This is a genomic window from Stenotrophomonas sp. FR024, assembly GCF_047500745.2.
GTDB lineage: Bacteria > Pseudomonadota > Gammaproteobacteria > Xanthomonadales > Xanthomonadaceae > Stenotrophomonas > Stenotrophomonas maltophilia_A.
Window position 1 is genome coordinate 233954 of record NZ_JAXAXM020000003.1, and the last position, 15625, is coordinate 249578.

Consider the following 15625-nt stretch of genomic DNA (forward strand, 5'->3'; position numbering starts at 1 on the left):
GGCGTAGCGTCAGGCGTTCTGGAACACCGCCAGCTGCGCAGCAAACGCACGCTGGTAGGCGGGGCGCTGCGTTGCACGGCCCACATAGGCGACCACCTGCGGGTACTCATCGAGGAGGCCGCTGCTCTTCAGGCGCAGCAGCACCGAAACCATCATCAGGTCGCCGGCGCTGAACTCGCCCTCCAGCCACAACGCCGATCCCAACCAGGCGGACAGCTGCGCCAGCCGCATACGCACGCGCTCATCGAGCATTGGCAGACGCTGCGCATACCAGGGCTGCTCGTGCTCCAGCACCCAGGCCATCGAGCGCTCGACGATGGGCGGCTCCACCGTATTCAATGCAGCGAACACCCACATGATCGCGCGCATGCGTGCATCTGGATCAGCAGGAAGCAGGCCGGCATGCTGCTCGGCCAGGTGCAGCACGATCGCGCCGGATTCGAACAGGACCTGGCCGCCGTCCTGCCAGGTGGGGATCTGCCCGAAGGGGTTGCGGGCCAGGTGCGCGGGCTGCTTCAGCTCGGCAAAGCCGAGCAGCTGCACGTCATAGGGCACGCCCAGCTCCTCCAGCGCCCAGCGCACGCGCATGTCACGGGCCAGGCCCTGGCCGCGGTCCGGGGAAGTGGCGAAGGCGGTGAGGATCGGGCACATCGTGGCACTCCTGCAGGTCGAAGGGCCTGCCTTTCCTGTTCCGACGAACGACGGGGCGGGAAATCGACACCCTTCCCGGGACGGCGGGCGATACACTGCCCGCCACCCACCACACCTGTGCCTCCTCATGTGGCAGCGCCGCACTTCCCTGGCCGAACTGCAGCAGCAACGCGATGTGCTGCAGGCTGAGATGGATGCGGACGCCCAGCGATGGGTCTCACAGCTTCCGCCGGATGATCTCGTGGCAGCGCTGATGCCGCAGGCGCGCCGGCTTCAGGAGCTCAATCAGCTGATCCTGCGGGCTACACCGCCGCGTGAGCTGATGAAGCGCCTGAAGGCGCTTGAGCGCCAGCTGCTCGAACCCGGTACACAGAACGCAGGCGTGCGGAGGGGACTGGAAGATGAACTGCGCGATCTGCACCTCTATTTCAGCAATCCCCGCCGTCGCCCATTGACGGCAAAGGTCATTCTCATCCTGTTCGCCTGCGTTCTGGCCGCCTTGTTCCTGCCGAGGCTGCTTGCGGACCTGCTGATCGCTCTCTAGGCCGCCCTCACCCCACCCGATGCAGCTTCCGGTACTGATCCGGCGTGCACTGCGCGTGCCGCTTGAACATCTCGGCGAAGGCGCTGACGCCGGAATAGCCCAGCTCCTCGGCGATCCGGCTGATCGGCCGGCGGGTGCACAGCGCCTCGGTGGCGCGCACGAACTTCACCCGTCCACGCCAGTCGCCGAGCGACATGCCCAGCTCGCTGCGTGCCATGCGCTCCAGCTTGCGCACGCTCATATGGTGCCGCTGCGCGATTTCGGCAATCGATTCGGCCACCGACAGGTGTTTCTCCATGTACGCCATCACCTGCTTCAGTGCATCGCTGCTGGCGATCGGCAGGAAGCTGGGCAGAACGGCCGCATTGACGATCTGGTCGATGACCGCGGCGGCCATACGCCGCTGGGCCGGGGTCTGCGGATCGGTCACACCCTGCCGTGCCAGTTCGTGCAGCAGCTCGCGCAGCAGCGGGCTGACTTCCAGTGCACGGCAGCGATCAGGCAAGCGGCGTGACAAGGCCGGCGACAGATAGGCCGAGCGGTAGGCCAGCTGCGAGCGGTTGCGCGAGTAGTGGGCCATTCCCGGTGGAATCCAGATCGCGTAGTGCGGCGGGGACACCATCCATTCGCCGTCGATCTTCATCTCCATCACACCCTGCGCGACGAAGTTGAACTGGCCCCACGGATGGCTGTGCGTGCCCCAGTCCGTGGGCTCCATCGCACCCTGCCGGAAGTAGATCGGACCGGGCAGCTGGCGGAAGGTGGGGATTGGCTCCATCGGTTGCCGCAAGCCGGGGTCGGTGTGGCGCATTTTCGGGATGTCCTCGATATGCGCCAAGCGTACGCTGGGCAATCCCCCACGTACACCCGCGTTCCGTGAACTATCTTTTCCCGATCCTCGCCTGCCTGCTGTGGGGCGCGAACACCATCGTTACCAAGCTTGCTTCGGGCTCGGTCGGTCCCATCGACATCGGCTTCTTCCGCTGGCTGGTCGCGGCGGTGGTCCTGCTGCCGTTGGCGCTGCCACGTCTGCGCGAAAACCTGCCGACCGTGCGCGCCAATCTCGGGCGCTTCCTGGTGCTGGGCTGCCTGGGTGGGGTGATGTACCAGTGCCTGGCCTACTATGCGGCGCACTTCACCTCGGCCACCAACATGGGGGTGATCCAGGCGCTGATTCCGTTGATCGCGCTGGCGCTGTCGCGCGTGTTCATGGGCCATCCGGTGCGAGGCACTTCCATTCTTGGCGCGGTGATCTCCACCGTCGGCGTGGTGGCGGTGGTCTCGCAGGGCGACCTGGCACGGCTGGCGGCGCAGGGCCTGAACCGAGGAGACGCGATCATGCTGATCGGCGCATTGGCCTTCGCCGCCTACAACGTGCTGATGCAGCGCTGGAAGATTCCGCTGTCGGTGCTGGAGTCGCTGTTCCTGCAGGCCACCGCTGCATCGCTGATCCTGTTGCCGGTACAGCTGCTGGTCGGCACCGGGGTGAATAACCTCACGGCGGTCGGCTGCATCGGCTTCGCCGCCGTGTGCGCTTCGATCCTGGCGCCGCTGACCTGGATGACCGGACTGTCACGCCTGGGCGCTGCGCGCGTCTCTGGCTTCTTCAACCTGGTGCCGATCGTGACCGCCGCGCTGGCTGTACTGCTGCTGGGAGAATCGCTCAGTGGCTGGGTACTGGGCGGTGGCCTGCTGGCGGTGTCCGGCGTGGTGTTCGCTGAGTACAGCGCCAGGCGCGCCGCCGCAGTGCCGAGCGAGCAGCCCGCATAGGGCTTCGGTCATGCGGGATACGTGTCTCCGCTCAGCGCCTGTTCCACCCGCTGTTGCAGCGCGTCTGCATCATGGCCGCGTTTGCCCTGCAGACTGAGATACAGCGAAAGCGGGTCCACCACATCGCCAATACTGGTGAATGCCGGCGGATAGGCCCAGATCTGCAGCCGTGCGCTCTGGAGGCAGTCCGGGCCGGGCATGGGAAGTGCGCCCAGCAACCGCCACGCATCGATGTGCAGTGCGCGGGTGCCACCGATCGGGGGCGGTGACGTTTCAGCAAGCGCATCGAGGCCGGCCGTCGGCGCCGGATGCCCCGCATCGCGGAGTGCCTCGGCGGTCGGGCCCCAGCAGACATCCACTTCCTTCAGGATGGGGGAACGCAGGAACGGCTGTGCCCTGGCCCAGACCTCGTCGCGGTTGCCGGCCAGCTTCAGGAAGCGCTCGCGGCCCCCGGTGGAGCGTTCAACCAGGCCGCGACCGACCAGTTCGGCAGACAGGCGCGACGCCGTCATCGAGGTGTAGCCGGCGACGGCACTGATCTCGCGCGGCGACCACCAGCGCGACTGGCCGCTCAGCAGTACGTGGATCAGTACGGCCTGCGCCGAAGGCAGCAGCGAGATGGCTTTCTTCTCATGATCGGGGTCGTCGCGGAACTCAATGGCCAGGCTCGGCGCGAACAACTGGGTGTGCGGGACCACGAAGTCGATGTGGTTCTCGACCAGGAAGCGGCGCTGGGTCGGCGTGAGATAGGGCGAGACGTACAGCACCAGTGCATTCGCTGCAGAGCGCAGGCAGCGCACATCCTGGATCACGCGGGTGCTGGATTCGCTCGGCTCGCGGGCCACGGCGAGCATGGCGGGGGTTTCCCCGTACAGCATCAGCCCGGCGAGGTGGTAGCGCGATGCCATCGCGTGGGGAATGGCATGCAATGAAGCAAGTGGATGCACTGCCGAGGCGAGCCCGGGGAGAATCCTGCGCAGGTACCGCTGCGCGTCAGCGACCAGGTCGGTCAGGCCGGTGCGAACTGCCGTCGTCATCTCGTACTTCCCTTGCGGCGGCATGTCCGGAAGATCGGAACCCGGCCACACCGTCACATTCAGTGGTGAACCTGGAGACGGGTGTGCAGTGTCGGGGCGCGTGGCGATCCATGCGGTCCTGCTCCTTAGCCGTCATGACATCAAGTGTTGCCGGGAACCTTGGAGATTCCGTCGAAAAACGATGGAGATTGGGTGGAGGCGGTGTGCATCGTGGCCGGCGGACTCCCCTTCCGCCGGCCACGAGCACGGACCTGCCCGTCAGAAGCGCTGCGAGTACTTCACGTACACGGTGCGGCCGATATCGAAGCCGCCGTAATAGGGGAAGGAGCTGGACGGCTTGGAGAACATGATCGGGCCCTGGTGGTTGAACACGTTGTTCGAACCCAGCGCCACGGTGCCGTCCCACGGCAGCTTGTAGCTGACCTGGATATCGTGGAAGGCATTGGAACCGACCTTGCGCAGGGCATCCGGCTCACCGTAGGCGTAGCGGTCGGGCAGGGTGCACGGACGGTTCGGTACGCAGTTTTCAACCATGCCGGAGTAGTAGCGCACGGTGTACTGCGTACTGAAGTTGCCGAGCTGCCAGTTCACACCCAGGTTCGAGCGCAGGCGGGAAATTCCCGGCTGGCCGATCCGGCCCATCATGATCGTATCGCCGGCCGAGTTCTGGTTCTCCTCGTCGTACTTGGAGACATAGCTGTTCTGCAGGTCGATGGTGAAGCGGCCGAACGAGAACTCGGGCAGGCGGTAGCGGATACCCAGGTCCCAGCCTTCGGTTTCCATAGAGCCCAGATTGGCCAGACCGTAGAACATGCTGGTGATGTGGCCATCGCCAGCGCGCTTGACGCTGCCACAACGCGAAGCGTTGCCGAGCACGTAGCAGTCACGCAGGATGCGATCGACGCTGTCCTGGATGATCATGTTGGTGATCTTGTAGCTGTACCAGTCGAGGTTGATGTCCAGCCCGTCCACCCAGCGCGGGCTCCAGACCACGCCCACGGTCTTGCTCTTGGACTCTTCCGGGCGCAGCTTCGGATCGGAGCCGGTGGTGAACTCGTCAGGCGTGGCGCACGGATAGCTGGCGCAGGGCTTCAGGCTCTGGTTCAGCTGCTGGTAGCCCAGCGGGACGCCGGCGGCGTTGCAGGCGGCATTGCCGTTGACGCTGTTGGTGGCGCCGATGCCGCACGGGTCGACATAGGTTTCGAAGCTGGTGCCCAGGCCGCCATACAGATCGGAGATGCTCGGTGCGCGGAAGCCTTCGGCGAAGGTGCCACGGATCATGAGCTCTTCGATCGGACGCCAGGCGAAGCTCGCCTTGGAATTGGTGGTGCTGCCGAAGTTGCTGTAGTCGGAGTAGCGCGTAGCCAGGTTCACGGTCAGTTCCTTGGCGAACGGCAGGTCGCGCAGGATCGGCACGTTCACTTCGGCGAAGAACTCGTTGAGGCTGTAGTCACCGGCGGTGGTGGATGCGCCCAGTGCAGTGCTCTGGCGCGACTGGGCGAAGGCATCGGGCACGAAGCGGCCTTCTTCCTTGCGGTACTGATACCCCAGGGCGACGGACAGGTCACCGGCAGGCAGTTCGATCACCGGGCCGGAGATGTTGGCGAAGTAACTGCGGGTCTTGGTGATGCCGGTATCGTTGAACGTCGGGAACAAGAAGCGCTGCAGTTCGGGATCGGAGAGAGAGCCAGCCCCCGCGACCCCGAACGGCAGCAAAGGATTCCAGGCCAGGCAACCCGAGACCGGCGATGCCGCCGTGCCACACCGGGCCACACCGTTGGCATCGAGGTAGGAGGGCCCCAATGCCTGCCGGGAAGCGATCAGGCTCATGTCGCCACGGCCCGTTTTTGTAACTTCATTGCGGTTGAACAACGCGCCGACTTCCCAGTCGTACGTCTTGGTCCCCAGCTCGAAGTAGCCGGACAGACTGGGTGCAACCCGCAGCGACTTCAGCTTGCTTTCGGTCGTGCGCGGCACTTCCCACAGGCGGCGATTGAACGCGATGCCGTGGTCGAGCGGGTTGAATACGCTGGCCGCGTCCAGCGGCGTGCCGAACTTGGTCGACTGGTACGGGTAGCCCGCGATCTGCTGGTCGGTGGTGCGCTCGTTGTAGCCGATGTCGGCAGTGAACTTGATCTGGTCGGTCAGCGCATAGTCCGTGCTCAGGAACAGCGAGCGGCGCTCGATGCCGGTCTGCAGGTGCATCTGGTCGTTGCCGTTGGCGAACTCGGCCGGCGTGATCGGGTGGTAGTCGTTCGGGTTCTTCGGATCGCCGCCACGATTGAGGGTCTTGAATACGGCATCACCGGTATTGCACTTGTAGAGCGCCGGGTCGCACCAGGAACCGTTCTGGCTGATGTTGCTCCAGTCCGCGCCCGGGTAGTTGGGGCCGGCGCCGCCGTACCGGGAGAACTCGCGGTCGCGGGCAAACACCGGGTCTGACTTCTGATATTCCAGTGCGAGCGTGTAACCGCCGCGCTCGCCGCGTGCGCCGGTGACCAGCGAGAACGTGCTGTCCTTGCCATCGCCCTGGCTGAACTGCCCGTGCTGCATGGACACTTCCAGGCCTTCGTAGTTCTTGCGGGTGATGATGTTGACCACGCCAGCGATTGCATCCGAGCCGTACAGCGAGGAGGCGCCGTCCTTCAGCACGTCGATGCGTTCCACCGCGCTCATCGGAATCTGGCTGAGATCCTGCAGGCCGCTGGTGGTGGCGCCGAGCCGCTTGCCGTTGACCAGAACCAGGGTGCGCGTGGCACCCAGATTGCGGATGTTGACGTAGTAGCCGCCAACGTTCTCGCCGGACGCCAACGCGCGCGCACGCGAAATGGTCGGCGCGCCGGTGGAGGTCAGGTTCTGCAGCAGGTCGGCGATGGTGGTGAAGCCCTGCTGCTCGATCATCGCGCGGGTGATGGCGATGATCGGCTGCTGCGTTTCGATATCCACGCTGCGGATGGCCGAACCGGTAACCTGGATGCGATCGAGGTTCTTCGGTGTTTTATCGCTGTCATCCTGCGCATGCGCGGCCGGTGACCAGGCAGCGGCCAAGGCCGTGCCCACTGCCAGGGAAAGCAGGGTGTACTTGTAGTGCATTTGGCTCTCTCCAAATCCAGTTGAATGGGTTTCCGCATCGCTGCGTGGAAACCGATCTGAAATCCCGCTGTGCGGAATCGGAAGGAACCTAACACTCCGTTTACAACTCGATTACGTTATGGACGCGTTATCGTCGCGCGCCGGATACAGCGTTCATGCACAGGCCATGCACGAAACCGCGACGCGCACCAAGGGTGCTCTGCTTCAGTCTGGCTGCGGGCTGATGACAGACTCCAGGAGACATCCGATGAATATCCCCGGCAAACCAAGACCCACGTGGAAGCAGTGGCATGTGCTGTTGCTGGTGCTTGCCATCGCACTGTTGGTGACGCTGATCATCGTCATCGCGCCATGGTGAATCGTCGGCGTTCTGCTCAGGTACCGTGAACGCGGAAATGCGACGGGATGAAGGAGTCAGGGCGCGTTGAGGGTGGTGATGCATGCATCAATTCGTACTCACCCAATCGGCACATTCAAACCTCCACAGTGGTCCCGAAGGCAACGCACTCGCGCTGTCATTCTCCATAGACCATCGAGCACACAGGAGCGATTCCATGAGCACCCAGTCCACCATCGAACACCGCCTCAACGACCTGATCGAGATCGCCCGCGACGGAAAGTCGTTCTACGAGGAAGCTGCGACCAAGGTGAAGGATGCCGAACTGTCGGCCCTGTTTACTCGTATTGCCGGCGTCAAGGGCCGCATCGTCGCCGCACTGAGTGGCTCCGTTGCTGCCAGCGGTGGCAAGCCGGCCGAGCACGGCACTGTGGTCGGTTCGATGCAGCAGTTCTATGGCAAGGTCCGCGCTGCATTCGGCGACACCAACTATGGTTACGTGGCCGAGCTGGAAGAGTCCGAAGACCGGCTGCTTGGCGCGTTCAAGGACGTGCTGAAGGACAACGAACTGCCGCCGGCCGTGCGCCAGGAAGTCACCCAGCTTCTGCCTGAAGTGCAGGAGTGCCATAACGTGATGCGTGCTCGCAAGCACGCCATGAAGGCGGCCTGACGATCATCGGCGGCCTTCTCCCCGGGGCCGCCACGGTCGGGGCAGCGTGGCTGCCCCGGCCATCTCAGCAACCAACGCCGCAGCATCATTGCTGCATGGGGCTACGGCCCAGCAGCAACACCGCAAGGCTGGCCAGCAGCGCGGCGATGGCCGACGTCCACAGTGCACTGGAAAACCCATGGCTGTAGATCGCCTGTGCGAAGGCGGCGGTGCGCGCATCGGCGAAGGTGCCGGTAGCGATCGCATCGGCCATGGGCAGTACGTTGCGGGCGGGAACCGCCGCGGACAGTGCGCTGCGGATGCCCAGGCTCAAGGCACTGGACAGTACGGTGAATCCGAGCAGGATGCCGACAAAGCGCGTGGTCGCGCTGATGCCGGAGGCCATGCCGGCGCGCTCGCGCGGTGCCGCGCCGATGATGGCTTTGGATGTCTCGCCATTGAGGATGCCGCCGCCGGCACCGATCACCACCATTGCGACGAGTGCCAGCCACGGCAGGTGCTGCCACGCGGCCAGTCCGGCCACGGCATTGCCCGCGGCGGTGACCGACAGCCCGATCGCCAGCACCGCCGGACTGGTCAGATGGCGACCGAGCCGCCGGCCCACGCTGGGAAACAGCAGCATCGCCGCAGCGAACGGCAGCATGCCAGCACCGGCAGCCAGTACGCTCAGGCCGATGCCGTTCTGCAGGTACTGCGGCAGCATTGATGCCATCACCTGTGCGCTGACCGAATAGCCGACCATGGCAATGAGTGCGCCGACGAAACGCGGACTGGCCAGCAGCCCGAGATCGACCATGGGATGTGACCGTGCCCGTTCAACGATGACGAAGGCAACAGCCATGATGACGGCCAGGCCCAGCCCAATCAGCGCCGGAGCCGATGTCCATCCTTCTGCCAGTCCTTCCACCAGGAAGAACACGATGCCGAAGATGGCAACGCTGAACGTGATGATGCCGGGCGGATCGAGCGGGCGGACCACGCTGTCGGACGACTCGGGTATCCAGCGCAGCGTGCCGTAGCCGAGCAGGGCCAGGAACGGCAGGATCGCGATGAACACCGCGCGCCAGCCCCAGAGCGCGGACAACAGGCCGCCGATCAGCGGTGAGAGCACCATCATCACGCCCATGGCTGTGCCCCAGAACGCCCATGCGGTGTCTTTGGCAGCCCCCTCGTGGTACGTGTGGCCGATGATCGACAGCGAGGGTGCCAGCAGAAAGGCAGCACCAATGCCCTGCAGTGCCCGCGCCAGGTAGAGCAGGGTGGCACCTGGCGCCAGTGCACAGAGCAGAGAGGTGAGGGCGAACAGGCTGATGCCGATCAGCAGCACCCGGCGGCGGCCGTAGCGGTCGGCGACAGCGCCGGCGGGCAGCAGCAGTGAGGTGAAGGACAGGATGTAGGCACTGATCACCCACTCGATATCGGCGAATCCGGCGTGCAGGTCACGCGCGATGCTGGGCAGTGCGACCGCGACGGCATTGGTCTCCAGCACGGTCATCGTGCAGCCCAGCGAGGCCACCAGCAGGACCGCGTCAGGCAGCGTGTGCCGTGCAGGCGAAGGGGAATGAGAGGGCGGCACCGGTCACTCGCAGGAAGGGGAGGACGGCCATTCCATCAATGATCGGTGTTTGTTTCATTCTCGGCGTTTTCTGGTTACGTTAGCTTGAGCCTAACGAAATGCCGCCCATGGAACGCCGTCACCTGGAGTACTTCGTCACCCTGGCCGAGGAGCTGCACTTCGGTCGTGCGGCCCTGCGCTTGGGAATTGCCACTCCCACGCTGAGCGTGCAGATCCAGGACATCGAGCGTCGGCTCGGCACGCGCCTGTTCGACCGCGGCCGGCGCGAGGTGCTGCTGACCTCGGCAGGCGAGGTGTTCTTGGCCGAAGCCCGTGATGTGCTGCGCCGGTTCGAACAGGCCGAAACCATGGGCCGGCGCGCCGGGCGGGGGGAGATCGGCAAGATCGAGATTGGCTACGTCGGCTCGGCGCTGTATGCCGGAGCATTGCAGGATCAGCTCAGGCGGTTCCGCAGCCGCTACCCGGGCGTGGAACTGCAGGTGAGCGAATGGCCGATGGGCGAGCTCCCGCAGCTGCTGCAGGAAGGACGGGTGGATGTGGTGTTCTGCCGGCCTCCGATGGATGTACCCGACAGTTTCGGCGAACACACCCTGGTCGAAGACCAGTTCTGCGTGGCGCTGCCGGAAACCCATCCGCTGGCGCAGGCCCGGTCGCCGGTGCAGCCGGCGTCATTGGCCCGGGAGGGTTTCGTCATGCCGGAGCAGCCGGTGGGCGCAATGGAAGTCGGGCGCCGCGGCGGGTTCATTCCACGTATCCGTTCCCAGCCCGGGCATCTGGCGGCGGTGTTGGCCGAGGTGTCGGTCGGCGTTGGTTCGGTGGCGATCGTGCCATCGGTACTGCAACGCACGCTGGTGCTGCCCGGAATGATCTATCTGCCACTGGCGGGCCCCACCATCGTCTCGACCATCGCTGTGCAGTACCGACGGGCAGAGACTTCGCCAGTGGTGCGGCGGCTGATCGAGCAGGTGAAGGAGACACCGTGCAGGCGCATCGACATGTTGCCCCTGGCCTGAGCGCCGCGCGGCAGGTGGACGATTGCTACACTGGTGCCACCTGCAGTCGCATTCGATGGACACCATGAACAACGGGAACGGTCCGCAGACAGTTCGCTGAGCCGCAACAACGATGCAGACGTTGTTGCGGTGATCATCCCTGCGATGCACGCGAATTGGATGGATCACCGCCGGATTCACTCTGGGCGGAGACTCCCCATGTTCAATCGACAGGCCCCGCGTTGGGCCCACCCGCTGCCATCGGCCATTGTGCTGATGGCGCCGTTCGACCTCCTGGCCTCGCTGGCCATGGACATCTATCTTCCTGTGGTGCCGGTGATGCCGCAGGCATTGCAGACATCACCGACGCTGGTGCAGCTCACATTGAGCATCTACCTGCTGGTACTTGGCCTCGGCCAGTTGCTGTTCGGCCCGTTGTCCGACCGCATCGGGCGGCGGCCGGTCCTGTTGCTGGGGGCGTTGCTGTTCGCGCTTTCGTCGTTCGCGCTGGCCATGTCCAGCAGTGGCGCGGCATTCCTGGCCTGGCGAACCGTACAGGCGGTGGGGGCGTCGGCGGCACTGGTGGCGACCTTTGCCACGGTGCGTGATGTGTATGCTGATACAGCCGAAGGCGCGTCGCTGTACGGGCTGTTTGCCTCGATGCTGGCCTTCGTGCCGGCGCTGGGACCGATCCTCGGCGCGCTGCTGGCAGGCGCCTTCGGCTGGCGCGCGATCTTCGTTCTGCTCGGGGTACTGGGCATGATCGCCGGCATGCGCGCGGTACGGCATTGGCAGGAAACCCGCCCGCAGTGCCGGGACGCGTCGCGACCCGCGCTACGACGCATCCTCGGCAGCGGCGCGTTCTGGGTCTATACGCTGGGCTTCAGTGCGGGCATGGGCACGTTCTTCGTGTTCTTCTCGGTCGCGCCCCGGCTGCTGGTCGGGCGCATGCAGTACTCGCCGCTGTCGTTCAGCCTGGCCTTCGCCACGGTGGCGCTGGTGATGATCGTCACGGCGCGGATGGCGAACGTGTGCATTGCCCGCTGGAACGCGCGCGGTACCTTCCTGCGTGGCCTGTGGGTGATGGTGGCCGGCGTACTGCTGATGGCGTTGGCCGCAGCGTGGCCTCCCTCGTTCGTCGGAGTGGTGCTGCCCATGTGGGGCATCGCGGTGGGGCTGGTGATGGTGGTTTCGGTGGCTGCAAGCGGCGCGCTGCGTGATTTCGCCGATGCGTCAGGTACGGCGGTGGCCCTGTACTACGCCGTGCAGAGCCTGATCGTGGCAGGCATCGGCACGCTGGTTACCCTCGTGCTGCCCGGCGATACCGTGTGGCCGCTGGTGGCCTATGGGTTGCTGTTGCCACTTGCCAGCCTGGCAGGTGCCGCCGCGCTGCGGCATCGCGCATAACGCTGGGTGGCGGGCAAAAAAGGGGGCGGCCGCAAGGCCGCCCCAACCCGTCAAGAGAGCACGTGTTTAGAAGCGCACAGACCAGCGTGCGGTGGCGCCATGGTCGCGGCTTTCACTGCCGAACTGGCCGCTGTAGCCCAGCTCCAGCTGCTGCCGCGGGGTCAGCCACGCTGCCAGGCCCAGCTCGGCCACGACGGCGTTGTCGGCAATCGGTGCGCCCTCGACTGCAAAGGTGGTGCTGCTGTTGGCGAAGGCCAGGTTGGCCACCTGGCTGCGGTCACCGAAGGCGCGGCGATAGCCCACGCCACCGCGCAGGTGCAGCCAGCTGTCCTGCTGGAACGATGCCTTCAGGCCCTTGTCGAAGCGCACGCCCGCCGTGGCGATCGTGGTGCCGGTGTCGTCCACCTTGCCGTGCAGGGCAGCCGCACCGCCGCGTTCGTTGATCTGCTTCAGGTCGACCTCCACGCGGGCGACCTGCAGGTACGGCTCCAGCCCACCTTCCGCATTGCCGAAGCGGTAGCCCGCTTCGATGAAGGCCTGGCGCGTACGTGCGTTGTAGCGCGCGCTGAGGCTGTCGCTGAAGCCGGCGAAGGCAACATCACGCGTGCTCTTCACTTCGTTGCGGCTCCATGCCACGCCACCACGCAGGCCGAAGCCGCCCCAGGTGTGGCTGGCATAGGCGCCGAAGTGCGTGTTGTCGATCTTCGACTTGGCACGACGCTCCTGCTGCTTCACGTCGGTGCGGCCGGTACCGGCCAGCACGCCGATCTGCCAGCCACCGAACTCGCGGTCGATGCCGACCAGCAGGCCGTTGCTGTTGGCGTCGGTGCGCGCGGTGTTGCTGTTGCCATCCAGCTTGCTGTTGCCGCCCAGTGCCTGCACCCAGGCGCCGGTGGCATCACCCGCATCGGCACCGGGTGCGGTGGCACCGGCACGACGTGACAGTGCGGCATCGCGCACATAGCGGCTGCCCTCGACCAGGGCCAGCGCCGTGGCCGGATGCAGCTCGCCGCTGAGGCCATCGAGCACGCCACCCACCTGTTGCGGGAACAGTTGGGTCAGCGGCTTGGGCAGGCCCTGGTTGATCGCCAGTCCATCGGCCACCGCCGCGGCCGCACGCTGGTTCGGCGTGGTGGCGGCGCTGGCGAGCGAGGCACCCCGGGTCACGTCGATGCGGGTGCCATTGGCGCCGTAGGCCAGGCTGAACTGCAGGAACGGCGAGAACGCGCTGAAGTCGGTTTTCGCGAACTGGCCGCTGACACCGCCGTCGGCGCGGATGAAATTGAACTGCTCGCCGAGGTAGTAGGTACCCGGCTCCGGCAGTGCGACCAGGGTGCCGCCGAGAGTGGCGGTGCCGGTTACGTGCAACTGGTCACTGCGGCCGCCCGGGGCAAGTTCGGCGGCATAGACGCCGGTTGCGCCCTGCACGTAGTTGCCGTTGATGGTCAGCGTGCCGATCGAATTGCCGGGCGCGATGATGCCGTCCACACGGGTGTTGCCCAGCGTGCCGATGCCCTTCAGCAGGCCGTTGGCACCGACCGTGGTGGTGCCGCCGGTCTGCGTGCCGTTGAAGGACACCACGCCACCGTTGACCGTCAGGTTGCTGTCCTTCAGCAGGCCGCTGCTGCTGACCGTGCTCACGCCTCCGGTGGTGTTCAGGGCGGTGGAGACCAGCGAGCCGTTGAGCAGGAACTGGCCACCCTGGACTTCGACCGCTGACGTGAGTGTGTTGGTGCCGTTCAATTCCAGCGTGCCGTCCTGCAGTACTGCGCCGTTGAAGGTGTTGCCACCACTCAGGCGCAGCCAGCCGATGCCGGACTTGGTCAGCTTGCCGGGGCCGCCGATGTCGTTGGTCCAGTCATCCCAGGCATCGCCTTCCCACACCTTCAGGCCACCGGCCTTCTGGTTCATCACCACGTTGGTGTCCACGCGCAGCGAGCCGTAGCCTTCGATGGCCTTGCGCAGGTCGACCATGCCCCAGCCGTAGATCGGATCGATGCCTGCTGCACCCAGGTCGCGTGCGGTGGTCAGCAACACGTCGCGGACCTGGGCGTTGTCCAGATAGGGGAAGCGCTCCATCAGCAGGCCGAGCGCGCCGGTGATGTGTGGCGCCGCCATCGACGTGCCCGTCTTGGTGCCATAGACGTACTGGGTGCTCTCGCTGTCGATGATCAGGCGGACATAGGCGGAAGTGTTCTCGACGCGACCCTGGATATCACCGGACACAATGGTGCTCAGGATGTCGGTGCCCGGTGCCGAGATGCACCAGTTGGCGGCAACGCCGCAGATGCTGGAACTGCCATCGATCACGTAGTCGGTTTCGCCCGCAGCAGCGTTGGGCCGGCGGACGTTGGCCACGGCCAGCCAGTACGGTTCAAGTTCCGGCTTCCAGCGCGGCATGGCGGCCGTGATTCCGGCGACGGCGCCACTGCCGTTACCAGCCGACCACACCTGGATGAGGGTGGAGGAGGGGGCATCGCCATCGTTGGCGTAGATGCTGCCATACACGCCGTAGCCGTCACCGATCGCTGCATACTGTGCATCCAGCGCGGCAGCAGTCATGTTGCGGGTAGAGATACCCCAGCTGTGGTTGATGGCGCGCACGCCCTGCGCCTGGATCTGCGCATACATATCCAAGGTAGCGGTGTCATCGGGATCGGTGCGATATAGCGCGCGCGGACGATAGAAGTTGTCCGGATCCAGGCGCCACTCATAGTAGGTATCACCAAACACACGGGCTGCGGTCAGGTTCGAACCGAATGCTACGCCATGCATGCCTTTGCCATCGCGGTTGGCACCGATGGTACCCAGCACGTGGGTGCCGTGGTCGGCGTAGCTGAAGCCATAGGGCTGGCCTGCCGCGATCAGGCGTGCGGCCAGTGCGGCGGGAACGCCGGGGCCAAGGCCGTAGTAGTTGTAGCCTGGCTGCTCGCCACGGGTTTGTTCGCAGGCACCGGTACCGGCCACCACGCCTGGCGTGGCGCAGTCCGCGCCGATGGTGATGCTGGACGTATTGCGCCCCGCAAATTCCTGATGGGCCAGTGCCGAGCCCGAATCGAACAGGGCAAGACGTACGCCCTGGCCGGTCAGTCCACGTGCATAGGCGTAATCGGCCCCCATCGCACCCAGCCCCCAGTCAGCGTTGAATTCATCGCTGCGCCAACTGGCTGCATCGCCGGGGTTGCCGAGAACGGACGTGTTGGCCGCCGCTGGCGTGGTGGCCGTCGGTGCTGCGGACGCGCCGACGCCTGGTTGCGCCCAGGCCGCCTGCAACTGGCGCTGTTGTTGCCAGACCTCGAATGAGTCGTTGGCCATGGCGGGCAACGTGCTGGCAAGCAGCAATGTGCTGGTGACCGCCAGCGCGAGGCGGCTGTGCAGGGGAGAACGGGAGTGGGAGGAACGGCCGTGCAGCGGGTGATTCATCGGACAACTTCCTTGATTGACGGACAACAAGGCCGTTAACCCCGCAGCGCGCCGATCCCCCCCAGTGGTGTGAAGGAAATTTAATGAACAGGTTAATGTTCCGTGACACGGGCGTTCACTCCATC

The 15625-nt window shown here is 65.4% G+C and carries 11 protein-coding genes; 5 read left to right on the forward strand and 6 right to left on the reverse strand.

The features are described 5' to 3' along the window. Window positions 1-9: 9 nt before the first annotated feature. Window positions 10-651: a glutathione S-transferase family protein gene (locus ACMZ91_RS05165; protein WP_414576877.1), complete on the reverse strand. Its 642-nt coding sequence runs from the start codon at window positions 649-651 to the stop codon at window positions 10-12. 127 nt (window positions 652-778) lie between these two features. On the opposite strand from ACMZ91_RS05165, the gene ACMZ91_RS05170 reads away from it, so the two are divergent. Next, window positions 779-1195, forward strand: coding sequence for a hypothetical protein (locus tag ACMZ91_RS05170; protein WP_049423734.1), 417 nt, complete (start codon window positions 779-781; stop codon window positions 1193-1195). 7 nt (window positions 1196-1202) lie between these two features. Here ACMZ91_RS05170 and ACMZ91_RS05175 read toward each other — a convergent pair whose 3' ends face one another. Then, on the reverse strand, window positions 1203-2006 hold the full coding sequence (locus tag ACMZ91_RS05175; protein ID WP_414576878.1) for an AraC family transcriptional regulator: 804 nt from the start codon (window positions 2004-2006) through the stop codon (window positions 1203-1205). Window positions 2007-2071: 65 nt separating this feature from the next. Here ACMZ91_RS05175 and ACMZ91_RS05180 point away from each other — a divergent pair, with 65 nt between their 5' ends. Further along, window positions 2072-2965 (forward strand): DMT family transporter, encoded by an 894-nt coding sequence (locus ACMZ91_RS05180; protein ID WP_121504315.1) that lies wholly within the window; start codon window positions 2072-2074, stop codon window positions 2963-2965. An 8-nt stretch (window positions 2966-2973) separates the two neighbouring features. Here the strand turns inward: ACMZ91_RS05180 and ACMZ91_RS05185 are convergent, their stop codons facing one another. Both ACMZ91_RS05185 and ACMZ91_RS05190 read right to left on the reverse strand, forming a co-directional pair. After that, on the reverse strand, window positions 2974-4002 hold the full coding sequence (locus ACMZ91_RS05185; RefSeq protein WP_414576880.1) for an IclR family transcriptional regulator: 1029 nt from the start codon (window positions 4000-4002) through the stop codon (window positions 2974-2976). 258 nt (window positions 4003-4260) lie between these two features. Further along, a complete protein-coding gene (locus ACMZ91_RS05190) occupies window positions 4261-7095 on the reverse strand; it encodes a TonB-dependent receptor (protein WP_032128574.1) in 2835 nt (944 codons plus the stop codon). Window positions 7096-7649: 554 nt separating this feature from the next. On the opposite strand from ACMZ91_RS05190, the gene ACMZ91_RS05195 reads away from it, so the two are divergent. Continuing rightward, on the forward strand, window positions 7650-8102 hold the full coding sequence (locus ACMZ91_RS05195) for a PA2169 family four-helix-bundle protein (RefSeq protein WP_005419568.1): 453 nt from the start codon (window positions 7650-7652) through the stop codon (window positions 8100-8102). An 85-nt stretch (window positions 8103-8187) separates the two neighbouring features. Here ACMZ91_RS05195 and ACMZ91_RS05200 read toward each other — a convergent pair whose 3' ends face one another. Then, complete coding sequence (locus ACMZ91_RS05200) at window positions 8188-9678, reverse strand: MFS transporter (protein WP_414576883.1); 1491 nt, start codon at window positions 9676-9678, stop codon at window positions 8188-8190. Between the two features lie 107 nt (window positions 9679-9785). Here ACMZ91_RS05200 and ACMZ91_RS05205 point away from each other — a divergent pair, with 107 nt between their 5' ends. Then, complete coding sequence (locus tag ACMZ91_RS05205; RefSeq protein WP_414576885.1) at window positions 9786-10691, forward strand: LysR family transcriptional regulator; 906 nt, start codon at window positions 9786-9788, stop codon at window positions 10689-10691. Between the two features lie 198 nt (window positions 10692-10889). Continuing rightward, window positions 10890-12077 carry a CmlA/FloR family chloramphenicol efflux MFS transporter gene (gene cml / locus ACMZ91_RS05210; RefSeq protein WP_414576887.1) on the forward strand — a complete coding sequence of 396 codons (1188 nt, stop codon included), beginning with the start codon at window positions 10890-10892 and terminating at the stop codon, window positions 12075-12077. A 66-nt stretch (window positions 12078-12143) separates the two neighbouring features. Here cml and ACMZ91_RS05215 read toward each other — a convergent pair whose 3' ends face one another. Beyond that, window positions 12144-15500, reverse strand: a complete 3357-nt coding sequence (locus ACMZ91_RS05215) for an autotransporter domain-containing protein (RefSeq protein WP_414576889.1) — start codon at window positions 15498-15500, stop codon at window positions 12144-12146. Window positions 15501-15625: the final 125 nt, after the last annotated feature.